Source organism: Ralstonia flaminis (assembly GCF_958415495.1).
GTDB lineage: Bacteria > Pseudomonadota > Gammaproteobacteria > Burkholderiales > Burkholderiaceae > Ralstonia > Ralstonia flaminis.
The window spans coordinates 12,447-31,648 of the sequence record NZ_CATZLL010000003.1 but is presented as its reverse complement, the minus strand read 5'-3'; the positions used below and the strand labels follow the sequence as shown (position 1 = coordinate 31,648).

The following is a 19,202-nucleotide window of genomic DNA, read 5'->3' as shown; positions in this document are numbered from 1 at the left end:
AATATCGATGCTGGCCATTATCGCAAGCCGCGCGCGACCCCGGCGTTAGAATGACAGCCCACGTTGCTCCCAAACTGCGGCCCCAGACCGCAGCCACCGCGAGACGCCATGAACCACCCCGCTCCTCACTCACAGTTGATCCGCAAACCGATCCCGCAGGCCATGCTCGACGCGCTGCGTGCCCGTTTTGGCGATCGCCTCTCCACCGCCGAAGCCGTGCGTGCCCACCACGGCCGCGACGAATCCGCCTACGACCCGATGCTGCCCGACGCCGTCGTCTTCGCGCAGACCACCGAGGACGTCGCCGCCGTCGCCAAGCTCTGCTTCGAACATGAGATTCCGCTGATCCCGTACGGCGCAGGCTCGTCGCTCGAAGGTCACCTGCTGGCCGTGGCCGGCGGCGTGAGCCTCGACCTCTCGCAGATGAACCATGTACTGTCCGTCCACCCGGAAGACCTGACGGTGACGGTCGAGCCGGGTGTCACGCGCAAGCAACTCAATACCGAGATCCGCGATACCGGTTTGTTCTTCCCGATCGACCCGGGTGCGGATGCGTCCATCGGCGGCATGTGCGCGACGCGCGCGTCCGGCACCAATGCCGTGCGCTACGGCACGATGCGCGAGAACGTGCTGAACCTGACGGTCGTCACCGCCGACGGCCGCATCATCAAGACGGCCAACCGCGCGCGCAAATCGTCAGCGGGCTATGACCTCACGCGCCTGTTCATCGGCAGCGAGGGGACGCTGGGCATCATCACCGAGATCACGCTGAAGCTGTATCCGCAGCCGGAAGCGGTATCCGCCGCGGTATGCGCCTTCCCGAGCATGGGTGATGCGGTGTCTGCCGTGATCGACACCATCCAGATGGGCGTGCCGATTGCGCGCGTGGAGTTTGTCGATGCGCTGGCCATCCGCGCGATCAACCAGTACGACAAGCTCACGCTGCCCGAAATGCCGACGCTGTTCTTCGAGTTCCACGGCTCGGAGCACGGTGTGCAGGAACAGGCCGAGACCGTCCAGCAGATCGCCGCGGAACACAAAGGCCAGGGCTTTGAATGGGCCACCCGGCCTGAGGACCGCAGCCGCCTGTGGAACGCCCGCCACAACGCGTACTTCGCCTTCCTCCAACTCAAGCCCGGCTGCCGTGCCGTCACCACCGACGTGTGCGTGCCGATCTCACGTCTGGCCGAGTGCGTAGTGGAAACCGAGCGAGACCTGCTCGCCAGCGCGCTGCACCTGCCCGCCCCCATCGTCGGCCACGTGGGCGACGGCAACTTCCACGTCGCGCTGCTGATTGATCCGAACAAACCGGAAGAACTGGAAGAAGCTGAACGCATCAACCAGCGCATCGTCGCGCGTGCGATTGCCATGGACGGCACCTGCACGGGTGAGCACGGCGTCGGCCTGCACAAGATGGACTTCCTCGTCGCCGAGCACGGCAACGATGCCATCGACCTGATGCGCAGCGTCAAGCAGGCGCTGGACCCGAAGCACATCCTGAACCCCGGCAAGATCTTCCACCTGTAACCGGCTCAACCACCAGCGACCGCCCGCATGTCCTCCGTCTTCAAGCGCGTTCCTCCGCTGCATCTGCTGATTGCCTTCGAAGCGGGGGCGCGCCATGCGAGCTTCGCGCGTGCGGCCGAAGAGCTGTCGGTCACGCCCAGCGCGGTGTCCCACCGCATCAAGAACCTTGAGGAGCTGTGGGGCGAAGACCTGTTCGTGCGCACCGGCACTGCGCTGCGGCTGACGGCTGCCGGCACGCGCTACCTGCGCAGCGTGCAGGACGCGCTCAAGAGCCTGCACGAGCTGGCGCGGCCCGAATTCAGCAAGCAACGCGCGCGGCTGCGCGTGGCGATTCCACCCACCTTCGGGCGCCAGCACCTCGTGCCGCGCATCCCCGAGTTCAACGCGCTGTACCCGCACATCGACGTGGAGCTGCATCTCTCCATCCCATTCCTGGACGTAAAGGCTGAGGACACCGACGTCGAAATCCGCTACGGCACGGGGCGCTATCCGGATTTGAAGACGACGCTGCTGCTCAACGAGCCGGTGTTCCCGGCATGCGGGCGCGGCTACTTCGAGCAGATCAGCGGCACCACCATCACCGAAGCCTCGCAACTGCTGAACCTCACGCTGCTGCGCAGCCCGCTGGAGCCGTGGCGCCCGTGGTTCGAGGCAGCGGGGCTGGATGCCCCGGAGCCTTCCACCGGCTCACTCTTCAACGACATCGGCTTGATGCTCGAAGCCGTGGCATCCAACCAGGGCGTGGCACTGGTGCGGCAGGCCATGGCGCGCAACTGGTTGGCGTCAGGCCAGATCGTGCGGCTGCTGGACATCGAATCGACCTCGCCGCATGCGTACTACATCGTCCAGCGCGAGCAGGCGCCGATGAAGCCCGAGGCGCAGCACTTTGTGGACTGGCTGCTTGGGTTGGATTGGTAACACGCCTGGCCCTATCGCCGATCGCCGATAGGGCGCTCTGGCGGGCCATCGCACCTCAAACCTCCGGATTCGAAACTTTTAGTACCGACGTTGGAGCTGCCGACCTCCGACGGTGATGCAAAAAGCAGCAACGCCGGACCTTTGAGGTCCGACGTTGCACCTCAGAGGTCCGACGCCCGACCTTTTTTGCTCCGGCGTTGCTGCTTTTTTCATCAACGCTGACCGTTTAACCTCCGCGCCCGGAGCACCGGGGCTCCGGATTCGAAACTTTTAGTGCCGATGTCGCAGGTTTGAGCTCCACCGTCGGCAGTGGAAGCGTCGATGGCGGCGCTTGAAGGTCCGCCATCGACCATGACAGCCTTGCTGCACCGCGATGAATGCGATTGGCCATTCGCGCGAGCCAAATTCATCGCCGCAAAAGTCCTTAACACGCCGCGTGGCGCGGCGGCCGGGCTATAGTGCCTCCCACCCGGCCACCGCTGCCGGGCAGAACCATGAGAGACACCCATGAACGCGCCGCTACCCGCCACCGCCCGTGACCTGTCTGCCCTGCAGGCCGAGTTGACCGCCGCGCTGTCGCAGATCGTTCCTGACGACGCCCTGCTCTGGGAACGCGAAGACACCACCCCCTATGAATGCGATGGCCTGGCCGCCTACCGGCAGGTGCCGCTGGCCGTGGTGCTGTCGGACACCGAGGCGCAGGTCGTGCAGATATTGCGCGTGTGCCACCGCATGGGCGTGCCCGTGGTGCCACGCGGTGCCGGTACGAGCCTGTCGGGCGGCGCGATGCCCACGCCGGGCGGGCTGGTGCTGTCACTGGCCAAGTTCAAGCGCATCCTCAAGGTCGATGCCTACACGCGTACCGCCGTGGTGCAGCCGGGCGTGCGCAACCTCGCCATCTCGGAAGCGGCCAACCCGCACGGGCTGTATTACGCGCCCGACCCGTCGTCGCAGATCGCCTGCACCATCGGCGGCAACGTGAACGAGAACTCCGGCGGCGTGCACTGCCTGAAGTACGGCCTGACCGTGCACAACGTGCTGCGCGTGCGCGCCGTGATGATGGATGGCGAGGTGGTCGAGTTCGGCAGCGAGGCACCCGACGCGCCCGGCCTGGACCTGCTGGCCACCATCATCGGCTCCGAAGGCATGCTGGCCGTGGTGACGGAAGTGACCGTGCGCCTGATCCCCAAACCGCAACTCGCGCAGGTGATCATGGCCAGCTTTGATGACGTGGAAACCGGCGGCAACGCCGTGGCCGACGTGATTGCCGCCGGCATCATCCCGGCGGGGCTGGAGATGATGGACAAGCCCGCCACCGCCGCGGTGGAGGAATTCGTCTGCGCCGGCTACGACCTGAACGCCGCTGCCATCCTGCTGTGCGAATCCGACGGCACGCCCGAAGAGGTTGCCGAAGAGATCGCCCGCATGAGCGAGGTGCTGCGCGCATCGGGTGCCACGCGCATCCAGGTCTCGCAAAGCGAGGCCGAGCGCCTGAAGTTCTGGAGCGGCCGCAAGAATGCCTTCCCGGCAGCCGGCCGCATCTCGCCCGACTACTACTGCATGGACGGCACCATCCCGCGCAAGCACATCGGCACGCTGCTGCGGCGCATTCAGGCAATGGAGCAGAAATACGCCCTGCGCTGCATCAACGTGTTCCACGCGGGCGACGGCAACATGCACCCACTCATCCTCTTCAACGGCGAAGACCAGGACGAGTGGCACCGCGCCGAGCTGTTCGGCTCGGACATCCTGGAGACCTGCGTGGAGCTGGGTGGCACGGTGACAGGCGAGCACGGCGTGGGCGTCGAGAAGCTCAACTCGATGTGCGTGCAGTTCTCGACCGAAGAGCGCGACGCCTTCCTGCGCGTGAAGGCCGCCTTTGACCCGGTACGCCTGCTGAACCCCGACAAGGCCATCCCCACGCTCGCGCGCTGTGCCGAATACGGCAAGCTGCACGTGCGCAACGGCCTGCTGCCGCACCCAGACCTGCCGCGCTTCTGAGCCCACCCGAACCACCCATGAGCCAGAACCCATCCCGCCCCGACCGGTACCGATGGCACGCCCACAACGCGCGCCTTGGCGAGTACCTTGGCAAACCCGAAGAAGACGGGTGGCGCCGACGTTGGTACATCATCATCTTCGAGGCCGAGACCCGTGCCGGCCGGCGCTTCGACGAGATCCTGCTGCTTGCCATCGTCACCAGTGTGGCGGTGGTGATGCTCGACAGCCTGCCGAGCATCCATGACCGGGCCGGCACGCTGTTCACGGTGCTCGAATGGCTGTTCACGTTGCTGTTCACGGCAGAGTACGTCATGCGCATCCTGGTGGTGCAGAAGCCCTGGCGTTATGTGTTGAGCTTTTACGGCGTCATCGATTTCGTGTCGATTCTGCCGACGTGGTTGGCCGTCTTTGCGCCCGAAATGGCGTATCTGGTGGACGTGCGCCTGCTGCGGCTGCTGCGCGTGTTCCGGGTACTCAAGCTCACCATCTACTTTGAAGAAGCGCAGGTGCTGCTGCGCGCGCTGGTCAACGCCCGACGCAAGATCTTCGTGTTCCTGGGCACCGTGTTCATCATCACGATCATCCTGGGCACGGTGATGTACGTGGTGGAGGGGCCGCAACACGGCTTCACCAGCATTCCGGTCAGCATGTACTGGGCGGTGGTCACGCTCACCACCACAGGTTTCGGCGATCTGGTGCCGAAGACCCCGCTGGGGCAGTTCATCACATCGATGACCATCCTGCTCGGCTACAGCATCATCGCGTTCCCCACCGGCATCATCGGTGCGGAACTGGTGAACACCATGCGCGAGCGCTCCCCCAAGGCGCGCACCTGCACGCACTGTGCCACCGAAGGCCACGACGCCGACGCCGTCTTCTGCAAGCGTTGCGCGACCAAGCTGCCCCCTCTTTCCACGGAAACCGCCAGCAGCCAGTGAGCTGCAGCGCCCGGACGTCTCGACATGCCCACCACGCCAGACACCGCACTCCCGCCCACACTTGCACGCTTTCGTGAGGCGATCCTGCAAGCCGCCGACACCCGCACGCCGCTCACCCTGCGCGGTGGCGGCACGAAGGATTTCTACGGCCGCGCGCCTGCGGCCAACGCCACCGTGCTTGATACGCGCACATGGTCGGGCATCGTCGACTACGACTGCGCGGAGCTGGTGATTACCGCACGCAGCGGCACGCCGCTCGTCGAGATTGAGGCCGCACTGGCCGAGCACCGGCAGATGCTGGCGTTCGAGCCGCCGCACTTTGCCGCGGACGGCAAGCAGGCAACCGTAGGCGGTGCGTTTGCCTCCGGGCTGTCGGGCCCGCGCCGGCAATCGGTGGGTGCGCTGCGCGACTTTGTACTCGGCGCGGTGGTCATGGATGGCCGAGGCGACGTGCTCAACTTCGGCGGCCAGGTGATGAAGAACGTGGCCGGCTACGACGTCTCGCGCCTGATGGCGGGCGCGCTCGGCACGCTGGGCCTTGTCGTGCAGGTGTCGCTGAAGGTGCTGCCGATGCCGTTCTGCGATGCCACGCTGCGCTTTGCCATGGCGCAAGCCGAGGCCATCGATACGCTCAACCGCTGGGGCGGTCAGCCGCTACCGATTGCCGCGTCTGCGTGGATCGACGGTGCGCTGTGGCTGCGCCTGAGCGGCGCCGATGCGGCGGTGCGTGCCGCCATCACCAAGCTTGGTGGCGAACGCGTTGACGATGCGCAAGCCGCCACCTTCTGGCGCGACCTGCGTGAGCAGTCGCATGCATTCTTTGCGCGTGCCCTGCAGAGCGGCCTGCCACTGTGGCGCATCGCTCTGCCACCGGCGACGCCACCGCTGGCACTCGGCCACGCCTCTGTTGATGAACAGCTCGTCGAATGGGGCGGCGGTCAGCGCTGGTCGATCGATACCGCCAATACGCCCGCCGACGCCATCCGCGATGCCGTGAGCAAAGCCGGCGGCCATGCCACGCTGTTCCGCAACGGCGAGCGCACAAGCGACATCTTCACGCCCGTCGCCGCGCCGCTGATGGCCGTGCACAAGCGCCTGAAGGAGAGTTTCGATCCGCACGGCATCTTCAACCCGGGCCGTCTGTACGCCGATTTCTAACGCACGCTCATCATGCAAATCACGCTCGCGGCGTTCCTGCGCAACACCCCCGACGGCGAAGAAGCCCAAAGCATCGTGCAGAAGTGCGTGCACTGCGGCTTCTGCACGGCCACCTGCCCGACCTACCAACTGCTCGGCGACGAACTGGACGGCCCGCGCGGACGCATCTACCTGATGAAGCAGGTGCTCGAAGGCCAGCCCGCCGGCCAGGCCACGCGCCTGCACCTGGACCGTTGCCTGACCTGTCGCAACTGCGAATCGACCTGCCCCTCCGGCGTGACCTACGGGCGGCTGGTGGAGATCGGCCGCAAGATCGTCGACGACCAGCTCGACGCGCGTGGTGAATCGCGTCCGCTGGGCGAGCGCGCGGTGCGCTGGGTGCTGCGCGAGAGCCTGACGCGGCCTGCGCTGTTCGGCCCCGCGCTCAGGCTGGGGCAGGCCGTGCGTCCGCTGCTGCCGCCCGTGCTGCGCAACAAGGTCCCCGCCAAGCAGCCACGCGCCGGTGTGCGGCCGGTCGCCACACACGCACGCAAGATGCTGCTGCTCGAAGGCTGCGTACAGCCCGCCATGTCGCCCAACATCAATGCGGCCACGGCGCGCGTGTTCGACAAGCTGGGCGTGCAGCTCATCAGCGCAGACCGCGCCGGCTGCTGCGGCGCCATCCGCTACCACATGAACGACCACGTGGGCGGCCTCGGCAACGCACGTGCCAATATCGATGCGTGGTGGCCGCATATCGAAGCCGGCGCCGAAGCCATCGTCATGACGGCCTCCGGCTGCGGCGCGATGGTCAAGGAATACGGCCACCTGCTGCGCGACGACCCCGCCTATGCCGAGCGCGCGGCGCGCGTGTCCGCCATGACGCGGGACCTGTGCGAAGTGCTGCCGGCCTTCTCCGATGCGCTGCTGCAGAAGGCCAAACCCGCCGCCGGGGGGACAAAAGGCCCGCGCGTGGCGTGGCACCCGCCCTGCACGCTGCAGCATGGCCAGCAGATTCGTGGGGCAGTGGAAACGTTGCTCACCTCGCTCGGCGTGGACGTCAAACTCTGCGCTGACAGCCATCTGTGCTGCGGCTCGGCGGGCACGTACTCCGTGCTGCAACCGGAACTGGCCTACCGCCTGCGCGACGACAAGCTCAGCAAACTGCAAGCCACGCAGCCGGAGCGCATCGTCACCGCCAACATCGGCTGCGTCACGCATCTGCAAAGCGGCACCGATACGCCGGTCGAGCACTGGATCGAGCTGGTGGACCGGATGCTGGCCTGAAACGTCAGCGCGTCGGTTCTATACTGCCCGCTTCGTTTTGCCCGGAGGCCCCATGCTGCAAACCTTCGCGATCCTGTTGACGTTCCAGTCGATCGGAGAGCTGCTGACGTATTCGCTGCACCTGCCCGTGCCGGGCCCGGTGATCGGCATGGTGCTGCTGGTGATCTACCTGCTGGTGGACAAGGGCCGCGTGCTCGAAGTCATGCAGGGCACCGTCAGCGACTTGCTGCGGCACCTGACCATCCTGTTCGTGCCGGCCGGCGTGGGCGTGATCACGCAACTGCATCGCATCGGGCAGGAATGGCTGCCGATTGTGGTGGCGACCGTCGTGTCGACGTGGCTGTCGATTGCCGCAGGGGCACTCGTCACGCGCGCGCTGATGCGCCGCATGGGTGACCACGGCGAGGCCAACGAGGAGCTTGCCCCATGAACACGATGGCACCCAACCTGTACCAGCTCTGGGTCTACCTGGCCGCCAGCCCGCTGCTGGGCCTGACCGCCACGCTCATTGCCTACCTGATCGGCGTGCGCCTGCACGAGCGCAGCGGCTTCAATCCGATGGTCAACCCACTGCTGATTGCGGTGGTCATTCTGGGCACGCTCCTGACGGTGACGCACACGCCGTACAAGACCTACTTCGACGGCGCGCAGTTCGTGCACTTCCTGCTGGGGCCCGCCACCGTGGCGCTGGCGGTGCCGCTGTTCCAGCAGTGGTCGAAACTGCGCCGGCATGCGCTACCACTGATGTGCGGGCTCCTGGCCGGGTCGGTCGTGGCGGTGGTATCAGCGGTTGGCATCGCGTGGCTGCTGGGTGCCTCGCCGGAAACACTGCGCTCCATGGCGCCGAAGTCGGTAACGATCCCGATCGCCATGGGCATCTCGGAGAAGATCGGCGGTGCGCCGACGATCACGGCCGTGCTGGTGCTGATTACCGGCATCGTGGGCGCAACCACCGCCACACGGCTGTTGAACCTGCTGCGCATCCGCGAGTACAGCGTGCGCGGCTTTGCGACCGGCATTGCAGCGCACGGCATCGGTACGGCGCGCGCGTTCCAGGTCAGCCCGGAAGCGGGTGCATTCTCGGCGTTGGGCATGGGCTTGAACGGTGTGCTGACGGCGATACTCGTGCCGCTGCTGGCGGGTTGGATTCCGCACTGAGCCCTGCCTCACTCCGCCCCGGCATTCACTGCCTGGGCAATCCGCAACACCCCCACTCCCTCCTGAAGGCTCCTGACAGAACGCTGTCAGGAGCCCCCCGCCAGAATCGCTCCACCTTAACGGCAACGGCACCCCCAACCGCCCGAGCCATCAACCGGAGCGAGCACCATGGCAAGCGTCATCAACTGGTTTGAAATCCCCGCCAACGATTTCCCGCGCGCGGTGAAGTTTTACGAGAACGTCTTCGACACGCAGCTCAAGCAGGAGGACATGGGCGACCTGACCATGGGCGTGTTCCCGGCAGGTGAAACGACCATCCACGGCGCGCTGGTCAAGGGCGAAGGCTTTGCCCCGTCGGACAAGGGCAGCGTGGTCTACCTGAACGCACCCAACCTGGATGCCGTGCTTGAGCGCGTGAACGGCAGCGGCGGCCAATGCGTGTTCGGCCCGATGACGCTGCCCGACAACATGGGCCGCATCGCCCACATTGTCGACACCGAAGGCAACCGCGTCGGCCTGCACGAGCCGGACGCCAAGACGCAGGCGTACCTACTACAGCAGTAAGCCCCCCCCAAGGGGCCCCAAAAGGCCGGCGCGCGGGCGTCGGCCTGACTTACCGAGACAGAGAAAAACCATGCCGAGTCAGTCCCCGTATCTCATGCGCGCCGCCGATATTGCTGCGCGCACGCAGTCGTTTTCGCACCCCTGGAACAGCCTGTCGGAAATCCACGGCACGATGATGGGCCGGCTGCTCGGGCTCAAGCGCACGGGCGTGAATTTCGCGCGCGTGCCGCCGGGCAAGGAGTCGTTTGTCTACCACTCGCACCAGCGCGAAGAGGAGTGGATCTACATCCTCTCGGGCGAAGCGCAGGCCGAGATTGCCGACAGCATGTTCACCGTGCGCGCGGGGGATTTCATGGCCTTCCCCGTGGGCGTGGCGCACCACCTGCGCAACTGCGGCAAGGACGACCTGCTCTACCTGTGCGGCGGCGAACACCTGAACATCGAGATTGCCGATTTCCCCCGTCTGGGCAAGCGCATGCTGCGCCGTGGCGAGCAGGTTGACGTGGTGGATATCCACCCGCAACGCGAGCTGACGCCCTTCGGGGCGTAGTGGGCTCAGGCGGGCTTAGGTGGTCAAACCATGGCGCGCATGGCACCCGGGCCGAAGCCCACTACAATGCCGCGCATGACCCGCCGCGCCGACCGCCTTTTCCAGATTGCCCAGATCCTGCGAGGCCGCCGCCTGACCACGGCGGCAATGCTTGCCGACCGCCTGGGCGTGTCCGAACGCACGGTGTATCGCGACATCCGCGATCTCTCCGTCTCGGGCGTGCCGATTGAGGGCGAGGCCGGCATCGGCTACCGCATGCGCGCCGGCTTCGATCTGGCCCCGCTCATGTTCACCGCCGATGAAGTGGAAGCGCTGGTCGCAGGCGCGCGCATGATCAAGGCGTGGAGCGGCGGCACGATGGCCGGCTCCGTCGAAGCCGCGCTGGAAAAGCTGATGGGCGCCTTGCCCGCCGAGCGCCGCTCCGAAGCCGAAACCACACGCATCTTCGCGCCCGGCTACGGCATGGGCAGCGAGGTCAAGCAGGTCTTCGACACGCTGCACTCCGCACTGGGGCGCCACGCGGTCGCGCGACTCTCCTACCGTGACGCGCAAGGCCAGTTGACCGAGCGGTGCATCCAGCCGCTCGGGCTGTTCTTCTGGGGGCAGGTGTGGCTGGTGGCCGCGTGGTGCGAGCACCGTCAGGACTACCGCACCTTCCGCCTGGACCGCTGCGTCAAGGTCGACATCCTGGAGCGGCAGTTTGCGGAATCCGCCGAGCGCTCGCTGGCGGATTTCATGCGCAAGGTGCGTGGGTCAGGCGACTAGGCCGGCAGCGGATCGGGCTCCGCCAGCAACATCTCGATATCGCCAATGATCTCCTCCGGCTTGGTCAGCGGCGCATAGCGCTTGTAGACCGTGCCGTCACGGCGCAGCAGGAATTTGGTGAAGTTCCACTTGATCGCTTCCCAGCCCAGCACACCGGGCTTTTCCGAGGTCAGCCACTTGTACAGCGGATGCGCGTTGTCGCCATTCACGTCGATCTTGCTGAACATCGGGAACGACACGCCGTAGTTCTTCTCGCAGAACGCGCCGATCTCATCCGCCTCGCCCGGCTCCTGCTTGCCGAACTGGTTGCAGGGAAAGCCGAGCACTTCCAGGCCCTTCTCGCCCAGGCGCTTGTACACCGCCTCCAGCCCCGCGTATTGCGGCGTGAACCCGCACTTGCTTGCCGTATTCACGATCAACAGCACCTTGCCGCGATATTGCGAAAGCGGCACGCGCTGTCCTGTCAGCGAATCCGCCTCGAATGCGTAGACATCAGACATGGGAAACCCCGAGAGAAGAGTGGAAAGGACAATTCAAGTCTGGCCGGAGAATGCCAGAAACGCCAGTCCCGCGCCGGTGTGGCTTTCCCTGCCCTGCGGCAAGGGGGCCGGCAGACAATCGGAATGCGCCTTGGCGCTCGCGCATGCATGCTACCTGTTTGGCCGTTGGGCCCTATGCGGCGCCTTGGATTTTTGTTGCGGGGAGGATAAAGAAGGGAGGCCTGTCTGAGCGAAGCGAGTTTGCCTCCCTTCCCTCCCCGCGACAGAAATCCAAGGAGGGGGTCGCCGCATCGGGCGCGCCTTTCTTTGCTTACTTTCTTTGGCAAGACAAAGAAAGTGAGTCAGCCCCGGCAGGCGATGAAACAAGGGATGGACCAACAGCATCCATCCCAGAACAACATCACACCACGTTCAGATGCTCAGTACCCGCCGACAAATCAGTCTGCCCACCCCGCTTGCTGTGCAGTTTGATCTGCAGGCGCAGGTCGTTGAGCGAGTCGGCATTGCGCAGCGCATCTTCGTAGCTGATTTTGCCCTCTTCATACAGCTCGAAGAGCGCCTGGTCGAACGAGATCATCCCCTGCTCGCGGGACTTCTTCATGACCTCCTTCAGCTCGTGCACCTCGCCCTTGAAGATGAGGTCCTGCACCAGCGGCGTCGCCAGCATGATCTCCACCGCCGGCACGCGGCCCTTCTTGCCCTGACGCGGCAGCAGACGCTGCGCAATCATCGCGCGCAGGTTCAGCGACAGGTCGATCAGCAACTGCTGTCGCTTCTCTTCCGGGAAGAAGTTGATGATCCGGTCGATGGCCTGGTTCGAGCTGTTGGCGTGCAGCGTAGCCAGGCACAGGTGGCCGGTTTCCGCGTACTGGATGGCGTATTCCATCGTGTCGCGGTCACGAATTTCGCCGATCAGGATCACGTCGGGCGCTTGGCGCAGCGTGTTCTTCAGCGCCACGTGCCACGACTCGGTATCGACACCCACCTCACGCTGCGTCACCACGCAGTTCTGGTGCGCGTGCACGTATTCGACCGGGTCTTCGATGGTGATGATGTGGCCGTACGAATTGGCGTTGCGGTAGCCCACCATCGCCGCCAGCGAGGTCGACTTGCCCGAGCCCGTGGCACCCACCACGATCACCAGCCCGCGCTTGCTCATCACGATCTCGTTCAAGATCGGCGGCAGGTCCAGCTCGCCCAGCGAGGGGATCTTCGTATTGATGGTCCGCAGCACCATGCCGGCGCGGCCCTGCTGGATGAACGCCGACACACGGAAACGCCCCGCGCCCGGTGCCGTGATGGCGAAGTTGCACTCGGAGGTGTCTTCGTACTCACGCAGTTGCCTCTCGTTCATGATCGACTTGACCAGACCGATGGCCTGGCCTGCGTTCAGCGGCTGCTGCGAGATCGGCGTGACCTTGCCGTCCACCTTGATGGCGGGCGGGAATTCCGACGTGATGAACAAGTCCGAGCCACGGCTGTTCACCATCAACTGCAAGAGTTCGTGGATGTATTTGGTGGCGGCTTCGCGGTCCAGCATGGCGTGCCCCTCCTGAAAGGAATTGGTGTGCGCGCTAACGGGTCAGTGCCAGTTAGCGCATCAGTGCATCAGCTCGCGAACGCGTCCGGGTTCTTGGCGATGGCGCGTGCGTCTGCGTAGTTGATCGCCGAGCGCTTGATGAGCTCCGACAGGCACTGATCGAGCGTCTGCATGCCCATGCCGCTGCTGGTCTGCATCATCGAGTACATCTGCGAGATCTTGTTCTCGCGGATCAGGTGGCGGATGGCCGGCGTGGCAATCATGATCTCGTGCGCTGCAATCCGGCCCGAACCGTCGCGCGTCTTGAGCAGCGTCTGCGAGATCACCGCTTCCAGCGATTCGGAAAGCATGGTGCGGACCATTTCCTTTTCGTCCGACGGGAACACGTCGACGACACGGTCAATGGTTTTCGCGGCCGAACTGGTGTGCAGCGTGCCGAACACCAAGTGACCGGTTTCGGCCGCGGTGAGCGCCAGACGAATGGTCTCAAGGTCACGCAATTCGCCGACCAGGACCACGTCCGGGTCTTCACGCAGTGCCGACTTCAACGCGTTGGCGAACGAGTGCGTGTGCGGCCCCAGTTCGCGCTGGTTGATCAGGCTCTTCTTGGATTCGTGCACGAATTCGATCGGGTCCTCCACCGTGAGGATGTGGCCCATGTCGTTTTCGTTGCGGTGGTTCACCATTGCCGCCAGCGTGGTCGACTTGCCCGAGCCCGTCGGGCCCGTCACCAGCACCAGGCCGCGCGGCTTCATGGCGAGATCGGCAAACACAGCCGGCGCCTTCAGATCGTCCAGCGAAAGCACCTTGGACGGAATCGTCCGGAACACAGCCGAAGCGCCGCGGTTCTGGTTGAACGCGTTGACCCGGAAACGTGAGAGCCCCGGGATCTCAAACGAAAAGTCGACTTCCAGGTTTTCTTCGTAGACCTTGCGCTGCCCGTCACTCATGATGTCGTACACCATGGAGTGCACGTCCTGGTGCGTGAGCGGTGGCACGTTGATCCGGCGCATATCGCCGTGAATCCGGATCATCGGCGGCAAGCCGGCCGACAGGTGCAAGTCCGACGCTTTGTTCTTGGCGGAAAACGCCAGAAGCTGCGCGATGTCCATCTTATAATGACCCCCGACTTTTTTATGTCGCCCAGGCGTCGCAATGGCGCTTCCCCGGGTGCTGCCGACACTGTCAACAACGTGCCGGAGCCTTGTTTATTTGTAACAAACGTCGCCGGATTATGTCTGTAATCGCCGCCAACTTGCAAGCCGTGCGTCAGCGGATCACAACGGCCTGCACACTGGCTTCGCGCGACCCTGCCGGTGTCATATTGCTGGCTGTTTCCAAGACGTTCGACGCCGATGCGGTGCGTGCCGCGCACGCTGCCGGACAACGCCTCTTCGGCGAGAACTACGTGCAGGAAGGCATCGCCAAAATCGATGCGCTGGCCGACCTCCGCACGGGCCCCAACCCGATCGGCTGGCACTTCATCGGCCCGCTGCAAAGCAATAAGACGCGTGCCGTGGCCGAGCGTTTCGACTGGGTGCACAGCGTCGACCGGCTCAAGATTGCCGAGCGCCTGTCTGCCCAGCGCCCCGATATCCTGCCGCCGCTGCAGGTCTGCCTGGAAATCAATATCAGCCGCCAAGCCAGCAAACACGGCCTGTTGCCCGACTTTGACGAGGTCCTTGCCGTGGCACGTGCCGTGGCCGCCCTGCCCCGCTTGCAACTGCGCGGCCTGATGGCCGTGCCCGAGCCCACCGACGACCCGGCTGCCCAGCGCGCACCTTTTGCCGCCCTGAGCAGACTGGCCAATCAGCTGCGAGACGCCGGCATTGCCATCGATACACTGTCGATGGGCATGTCCGCCGATCTGGAAGAAGCGATTGCCGAAGGCGCCACTATTGTGCGTGTCGGCAGCGCCATTTTCGGGGCGCGGCAGTATGCGCACGCGCCCGCCTGATTTCCTGTTTCCTGTTGTTCTTCACCCCACCACTCTCATGCTCGACACTCTGAAACTCGGCTTCATCGGCGGCGGCAACATGGCGGCAGCCCTCATCGGCGGCCTGATTGCCAAGGGCGCGCACGGCGCCAACATCGTGGTGGTGGACCCGACCGAGCCGGCCCGCGCCCGCGCCGAACAAACCTGGGGCGCCCGTACGGCTGCCGCCCCCGGCGCCGAACTGGCCGACCGCGACGTGATCGTCCTGGCTGTCAAGCCGCAGCAGATGCGCGAAGTGTGCGCACAACTCGCCCCGCATCTGGGCAACAGCCTGGTGCTGTCGGTGGCGGCAGGCATCCGCATTCAAGACCTGTCGCGCTGGCTGAATGGCCATGCGCGCATCGTGCGTGCGATGCCGAACACACCCGCGCTGTCGGGCCTGGGCATGACAGGGCTCGCGGCCAACACCGGCCTGTCCGAAGCGGATCGCGCCACGGCCAGTGCCGTCGCCAATGCCGTCGGCAAGAGCGTGTGGGTCCCTGCCGAGGCACAGATCGATGCCGTGACTGCCATCTCGGGCAGCGGCCCGGCCTACGTGTTCTATTTCATCGAGGCGATGCAACAGGCGGCGCAGGAACTTGGCCTGTCGGCGGAAGATGGCCGTACGCTGGCTGTGGAAACGTTCATCGGTGCGGCTACGCTGGCTGGGCAGTCGAACGAGCCGGTGGAAGTGTTGCGCGAGCGCGTGACCTCCAAGGGCGGTACGACCTACGCGGCGCTCACCGCCATGGACGGCGCCGGCATCAAGGCTGCCTTCGTGCGCGCGATGCACGCCGCCGCTGCGCGCGGCAAGGAAATGGGCGAGGAATTCGGTCGCGACTGATCGCAGGCAAGCGCCGCATGGACACCAGCCCCCTCCTGATCGAGCAGCCGGGATTGCTCAAGGCAGCAGCCGTGCTGGCGCTGCCGCTGGAGGCTTGGCTGTGGGTCCAGCTCTTTGGCGATCGCCACGGCTTTCTGCGCAGCCTGCGCATGGCGCTGCAACCCGACATCGTGTCGGCATTGCTCGGCGAATACACCGACGCCTTCTGGGAGGCCATGCGCGTGCTCATCTTTGCGGCGGCATGTGGCGCCAGCACCGCACTGGTCTACAAGACGCTCAAACTGCTCTTCTAGCGCAGCGCGTAGGCCACCGCCACGCCGGCAAACACGCACGCGCCCAGCCAGTTGTTGTGGCGGAAGACGAAGAAGCACTTCATGCGGTCCCGCGTGCGCAGCATGGGGTAGTACCAGAGCGCAAGTGCTACGGCCGCCGCCATCCCGATCCAGAAGGCTACGCCCAGCGCCATCACATAGCCGGCCCAGGCCATGATGCCGAAGAAGGCCACATAGCACAGCATGATGGCCGCCACGTCATAACGGCCGAAGGTGATGGCTGAAGTCTTGATGCCGATGTGCAGATCGTCGTCGCGATCGACCATGGCGTAGGCAGTGTCGTAGGCGACGGCCCAGAACACGTTGCCGATGAGCATGAGCCAGGCGAGCATCGGCACCTGATCCTGCACCGCCGCATACGCCATCGGAATGCCGAAGCCGAACGCAATGCCCAGATACGCCTGCGGAATCGCAAAAAAACGCTTGAAGAACGGGTACGTGCCGGCAATCACAATGGCCGCGACCGACATCCACTTGGTCAGCGCATTGAGCGGCAGGATGAGCGTGAAGGCGATGAGCGACAGCACACCGGCCACGGCCAGCGCCTCCCACGGCGCGATCAGGCCAGCGGTAATCGGCCGCTCCTTGGTGCGTTTGACGTGCTTGTCGAAATCGCGATCGGCCCAATCGTTGACGGCGCAGCCGGCCGAGCGCATCAGGAACGTGCCGACCGTGAAGATCAGCACCAGCGACAGCGGCGGATGCCCGTCGGACGCCATCCACAGCGCCCACAGCGTCGGCCACAGCAGCAGCACCGTGCCGATCGGCTTATCCATGCGCATCAGGCGCGCATAGAGGATGAGACGGCTGGGTTGAGCGGCGGACGACTGCATGGGAATCACCAAAGAAAAATGGCGCCTGCACGAGGCAAGGCGCCATTTTAGTCCTGTTGCCTGATGGCTCAGGCTTGAGGCTTAGGCCAGATCAAAACGATCGGCATTCATCACCTTGACCCAGGCGGCAACGAAATCACTGAGGAAACGCTGCTTGCTGTCAGCACTGCCGTACACCTCGGCCAGCGCACGCAGGATCGAGTTCGAGCCGAACACCAGATCAACGCGCGTGCCAGTCCACTTGACCTGACCCGTTTTGCGATCAACGCCTTCGTAGATGTCACCGGCTGCCTTCCACTCCGTGCCCATGTCGAGCAGGTTGACGAAGAAATCGTTGGTCAGCGCGCCGGGCGTGGCGGTGAAGACACCGTTCTTGCTGCCATCCGCGTTGATGTTGATGGCGCGCAGGCCACCGATCAGCACCGTCAACTCGGGCGCCGTCAGCGTCAGCAGCTGGGCCTTGTCGATCAGCAGCGCTTCAGCCGGCACCGAGAACTTGGCCTTCTGGAAATTGCGGAAGCCATCGGCAATCGGTTCGAGCACGGCCATCGCGACCGGATCGGTCTGTTCGACCGTGGCATCGACGCGGCCCGGCGTGAACGGCACAGTGATGCTCGTACCCGCCGCCTTGGCTGCCAGTTCGATACCCACGCTGCCTGCCAGCACGATCACATCTGCCAGCGAAGCCTTGCCCGAGGCCTGCTGAATCGCTTCCAGCTTGGCCAGTGCACCTGCGACCGGCTGGTTGACGGCCCAATCCTTTTGCGGTGCCAGGCGAATGCGGGCACCGTTGGCGCCGCCACGCTTGTCTGAACCGCGGAAGGTCGAGGCAGATGCCCAGGCCACCGCCACCAGTTCCGACGCCGACAGACCAGACGCCTCGATCTTCGCCTTCAGGTCGGCGATGTCAGCCTCGGTCGGCTTGTGCGTTGCGGCCGGCAGCGGATCTTGCCAGATCAGATCTTCACGCGGCACTTCGGGGCCGAGGTAGCGCGACTTCGGTCCCAGATCGCGGTGGGTCAGCTTGAACCAGGCGCGTGCGAAGGCTTCGGCAAAGGCCTGCGGGTTGTCGAGGAAACGACGCGAAATCTTCTCGTAGGCCGGGTCCAGACGCAGCGACAGGTCCGTGGTCAGCATGGTCGGGCGACGCTTGGGCGAATCGGGCGTCGGGCCCGGGATGATCGCCTCGGCATCCTTGGCCACCCATTGCAGCGCGCCTGCCGGGCTCTTCTCCTGCACCCACTCGTACTTGAACAGGTTCTCGAAGAAGGAGTTGCTCCATTGCGCAGGCGTCTGCGTCCAGGTGACTTCCAGCCCGCTGGTGATCGCATCCGCGCCCTTGCCGGACTGGTAGGTGCTCGCCCAGCCAAGGCCCTGCGCCTCAAGCGGTGCAGCTTCAACGTCCGGGCCGACGTTGCTCGCCGGACCGGCGCCGTGCGTCTTGCCGAAGGTGTGACCGCCGGCGATCAGCGCCACAGTTTCTTCATCGTCCATCGCCATGCGGGCGAAGGTTTCGCGAATGTCGTGTGCAGCGGCGATCGGGTCACCGTTGCCGTCCGGGCCTTCCGGGTTCACGTAGATCAAGCCCATCTGCACGGCGGCGAGCGGGTTGTCGAGATCGCGCTCGCCCGAATAGCGGCTGTGGGGGTTGTTGGTCGGGGCGAGCCAGGTTTTCTCGGCGCCCCAGTAGACGTCGTTGTCCGGTTCCCAGGTGTCTTCACGGCCAGCAGCAAAGCCGAAGGTGCGGAAGCCCATGGTCTCGAGGGCAACGTTGCCGGTCAGGATCAGCAGGTCGGCCCACGAGATTGCCTGGCCGTACTTCTGCTTGATCGGCCACAGCAGGCGGCGCGACTTGTCGATGTTGACGTTGTCGGGCCACGAATTCAGCGGTGCAAAACGCTGCTGGCCACGGCCAGCACCGCCACGGCCGTCGCCGGTGCGGTAGGTGCCGGCAGCATGCCAGGCCATGCGGATGAACTGCGGGCCATAGTGGCCGAAGTCTGCCGGCCACCAGTCCTGCGAATCGGTCATCAAGCGGCGCAGGTCAGCCTTGAGGGCGTTGTAGTCCAGCGCCTGGAAAGACTTGCGGTAGTCGAACTTGGTACCAAGCGGATCAGATTTTTCGGAATGCTGGGCGAGCAGATCAACGCGCAGTTGATTGGGCCACCAGTCTTTGTTGGTCGTGCCACCACTCACGGCCTGGGAGGCCGCAAGCGCCTGGCTGGAAAACGGGCATTTGGCTTCAGTAGTCATCGCTCTCTCGTTTGGGTCTGGGAGGAAAGCCCCACCCGCAACACAGCAGGCTGACGGGAGGGGGGAGGAATTCAATGTTG

General features: G+C 64.9%; 19 protein-coding genes. 14 read left to right on the top strand and 5 right to left on the bottom strand.

The genetic code is table 11. The annotated features are described in order from the left end of the window. Positions 1 to 108 precede the first annotated feature (108 nt). The 11 genes from R2N11_RS04925 (at position 109) to R2N11_RS04875 (ending at position 10,845) form a co-directional block, all read left to right on the top strand. On the top strand, positions 109 to 1,527 hold the full coding sequence (locus R2N11_RS04925; protein ID WP_199032442.1) for an FAD-binding oxidoreductase: 1,419 nt from the start codon (positions 109 to 111) through the stop codon (positions 1,525 to 1,527). A 27-nt stretch (positions 1,528 to 1,554) separates the two neighbouring features. After that, positions 1,555 to 2,445, top strand: coding sequence for a LysR substrate-binding domain-containing protein (locus R2N11_RS04920; RefSeq protein ID WP_199032443.1), 891 nt, complete (start codon positions 1,555 to 1,557; stop codon positions 2,443 to 2,445). A 507-nt stretch (positions 2,446 to 2,952) separates the two neighbouring features. Continuing rightward, a complete protein-coding gene (locus tag R2N11_RS04915) occupies positions 2,953 to 4,446 on the top strand; it encodes an FAD-linked oxidase C-terminal domain-containing protein (protein WP_316680361.1) in 1,494 nt (497 codons plus the stop codon). Positions 4,447 to 4,463: 17 nt separating this feature from the next. Beyond that, entirely contained in the window at positions 4,464 to 5,384 is a 921-nt protein-coding gene (locus R2N11_RS04910) for an ion transporter (protein WP_199032445.1), read from the top strand. Positions 5,385 to 5,408: 24 nt separating this feature from the next. After that, a complete protein-coding gene (gene glcE, locus R2N11_RS04905) occupies positions 5,409 to 6,542 on the top strand; it encodes a glycolate oxidase subunit GlcE (RefSeq protein WP_316680360.1) in 1,134 nt (377 codons plus the stop codon). Between the two features lie 12 nt (positions 6,543 to 6,554). Beyond that, complete coding sequence (gene glcF, locus R2N11_RS04900) at positions 6,555 to 7,808, top strand: glycolate oxidase subunit GlcF (RefSeq protein ID WP_199032447.1); 1,254 nt, start codon at positions 6,555 to 6,557, stop codon at positions 7,806 to 7,808. Between the two features lie 52 nt (positions 7,809 to 7,860). Then, entirely contained in the window at positions 7,861 to 8,238 is a 378-nt protein-coding gene (locus R2N11_RS04895; RefSeq protein WP_021195925.1) for a CidA/LrgA family protein, read from the top strand. Next, positions 8,235 to 8,966: an LrgB family protein gene (locus tag R2N11_RS04890; RefSeq protein WP_316680359.1), complete on the top strand. Its 732-nt coding sequence runs from the start codon at positions 8,235 to 8,237 to the stop codon at positions 8,964 to 8,966. Before R2N11_RS04895 ends, R2N11_RS04890 begins: the two co-directional genes overlap by 4 nt. A 168-nt stretch (positions 8,967 to 9,134) precedes the next feature. Further along, complete coding sequence (locus R2N11_RS04885; protein ID WP_199032449.1) at positions 9,135 to 9,530, top strand: VOC family protein; 396 nt, start codon at positions 9,135 to 9,137, stop codon at positions 9,528 to 9,530. Positions 9,531 to 9,600: 70 nt separating this feature from the next. Further along, a complete protein-coding gene (locus R2N11_RS04880) occupies positions 9,601 to 10,080 on the top strand; it encodes a cupin domain-containing protein (protein ID WP_199032450.1) in 480 nt (159 codons plus the stop codon). A 66-nt stretch (positions 10,081 to 10,146) separates the two neighbouring features. Then, a complete protein-coding gene (locus R2N11_RS04875) occupies positions 10,147 to 10,845 on the top strand; it encodes a helix-turn-helix transcriptional regulator (RefSeq protein WP_199032451.1) in 699 nt (232 codons plus the stop codon). On the opposite strand, the gene R2N11_RS04870 is transcribed toward R2N11_RS04875, so the two are convergent. From R2N11_RS04870 to R2N11_RS04860, 3 genes are all read right to left on the bottom strand, one after another. Beyond that, on the bottom strand, positions 10,842 to 11,345 hold the full coding sequence (locus R2N11_RS04870) for a glutathione peroxidase (RefSeq protein WP_199032452.1): 504 nt from the start codon (positions 11,343 to 11,345) through the stop codon (positions 10,842 to 10,844). The two genes, R2N11_RS04875 and R2N11_RS04870, sit on opposite strands and share 4 nt — an antisense overlap. Before the next feature lie 400 nt (positions 11,346 to 11,745). Next, a complete protein-coding gene (locus R2N11_RS04865) occupies positions 11,746 to 12,885 on the bottom strand; it encodes a PilT/PilU family type 4a pilus ATPase (protein ID WP_199032408.1) in 1,140 nt (379 codons plus the stop codon). Positions 12,886 to 12,953: 68 nt separating this feature from the next. Then, positions 12,954 to 13,997 carry a type IV pilus twitching motility protein PilT gene (locus R2N11_RS04860; RefSeq protein ID WP_024974790.1) on the bottom strand — a complete coding sequence of 348 codons (1,044 nt, stop codon included), beginning with the start codon at positions 13,995 to 13,997 and terminating at the stop codon, positions 12,954 to 12,956. Positions 13,998 to 14,119: 122 nt separating this feature from the next. Between R2N11_RS04860 and R2N11_RS04855 the strand changes: the two genes are divergently transcribed. The 3 genes from R2N11_RS04855 to R2N11_RS04845 are packed head-to-tail and all read left to right on the top strand — an operon-like array spanning position 14,120 to position 15,997. Beyond that, positions 14,120 to 14,842 carry a YggS family pyridoxal phosphate-dependent enzyme gene (locus R2N11_RS04855; protein WP_316680358.1) on the top strand — a complete coding sequence of 241 codons (723 nt, stop codon included), beginning with the start codon at positions 14,120 to 14,122 and terminating at the stop codon, positions 14,840 to 14,842. Positions 14,843 to 14,879: 37 nt separating this feature from the next. Then, positions 14,880 to 15,704, top strand: a complete 825-nt coding sequence (gene proC, locus R2N11_RS04850) for a pyrroline-5-carboxylate reductase (RefSeq protein WP_199032410.1) — start codon at positions 14,880 to 14,882, stop codon at positions 15,702 to 15,704. 17 nt (positions 15,705 to 15,721) lie between these two features. Further along, a complete protein-coding gene (locus R2N11_RS04845; RefSeq protein ID WP_316680357.1) occupies positions 15,722 to 15,997 on the top strand; it encodes a hypothetical protein in 276 nt (91 codons plus the stop codon). On the opposite strand, the gene ubiA is transcribed toward R2N11_RS04845, so the two are convergent. Both ubiA and katG read right to left on the bottom strand, forming a co-directional pair. Next, complete coding sequence (gene ubiA, locus R2N11_RS04840; RefSeq protein WP_316680356.1) at positions 15,994 to 16,869, bottom strand: 4-hydroxybenzoate octaprenyltransferase; 876 nt, start codon at positions 16,867 to 16,869, stop codon at positions 15,994 to 15,996. The two genes, R2N11_RS04845 and ubiA, sit on opposite strands and share 4 nt — an antisense overlap. An 81-nt stretch (positions 16,870 to 16,950) precedes the next feature. Then, positions 16,951 to 19,122, bottom strand: a complete 2,172-nt coding sequence (gene katG, locus R2N11_RS04835; protein ID WP_199032413.1) for a catalase/peroxidase HPI — start codon at positions 19,120 to 19,122, stop codon at positions 16,951 to 16,953. Positions 19,123 to 19,202: the final 80 nt, after the last annotated feature.

Bases quoted from the DNA above. Each gene is read 5' to 3' on its own strand.
- R2N11_RS04925 (WP_199032442.1), top strand. From the start codon at position 109: ATGAACCACCCCGCTCCTCACTCACAGTTGATCCGCAAACCGATCCCG.
- R2N11_RS04920 (WP_199032443.1), top strand. From the start codon at position 1,555: ATGTCCTCCGTCTTCAAGCGCGTTCCTCCGCTGCATCTGCTGATTGCC.
- R2N11_RS04915 (WP_316680361.1), top strand. From the start codon at position 2,953: ATGAACGCGCCGCTACCCGCCACCGCCCGTGACCTGTCTGCCCTGCAG.
- R2N11_RS04910 (WP_199032445.1), top strand. From the start codon at position 4,464: ATGAGCCAGAACCCATCCCGCCCCGACCGGTACCGATGGCACGCCCAC.
- glcE (WP_316680360.1), top strand. From the start codon at position 5,409: ATGCCCACCACGCCAGACACCGCACTCCCGCCCACACTTGCACGCTTT.
- glcF (WP_199032447.1), top strand. From the start codon at position 6,555: ATGCAAATCACGCTCGCGGCGTTCCTGCGCAACACCCCCGACGGCGAA.
- R2N11_RS04895 (WP_021195925.1), top strand. From the start codon at position 7,861: ATGCTGCAAACCTTCGCGATCCTGTTGACGTTCCAGTCGATCGGAGAG.
- R2N11_RS04890 (WP_316680359.1), top strand. From the start codon at position 8,235: ATGAACACGATGGCACCCAACCTGTACCAGCTCTGGGTCTACCTGGCC.
- R2N11_RS04885 (WP_199032449.1), top strand. From the start codon at position 9,135: ATGGCAAGCGTCATCAACTGGTTTGAAATCCCCGCCAACGATTTCCCG.
- R2N11_RS04880 (WP_199032450.1), top strand. From the start codon at position 9,601: ATGCCGAGTCAGTCCCCGTATCTCATGCGCGCCGCCGATATTGCTGCG.
- R2N11_RS04875 (WP_199032451.1), top strand. From the start codon at position 10,147: ATGCCGCGCATGACCCGCCGCGCCGACCGCCTTTTCCAGATTGCCCAG.
- R2N11_RS04870 (WP_199032452.1), bottom strand. From the start codon at position 11,345: ATGTCTGATGTCTACGCATTCGAGGCGGATTCGCTGACAGGACAGCGC.
- R2N11_RS04865 (WP_199032408.1), bottom strand. From the start codon at position 12,885: ATGCTGGACCGCGAAGCCGCCACCAAATACATCCACGAACTCTTGCAG.
- R2N11_RS04860 (WP_024974790.1), bottom strand. From the start codon at position 13,997: ATGGACATCGCGCAGCTTCTGGCGTTTTCCGCCAAGAACAAAGCGTCG.
- R2N11_RS04855 (WP_316680358.1), top strand. From the start codon at position 14,120: ATGTCTGTAATCGCCGCCAACTTGCAAGCCGTGCGTCAGCGGATCACA.
- proC (WP_199032410.1), top strand. From the start codon at position 14,880: ATGCTCGACACTCTGAAACTCGGCTTCATCGGCGGCGGCAACATGGCG.
- R2N11_RS04845 (WP_316680357.1), top strand. From the start codon at position 15,722: ATGGACACCAGCCCCCTCCTGATCGAGCAGCCGGGATTGCTCAAGGCA.
- ubiA (WP_316680356.1), bottom strand. From the start codon at position 16,869: ATGCAGTCGTCCGCCGCTCAACCCAGCCGTCTCATCCTCTATGCGCGC.
- katG (WP_199032413.1), bottom strand. From the start codon at position 19,122: ATGACTACTGAAGCCAAATGCCCGTTTTCCAGCCAGGCGCTTGCGGCC.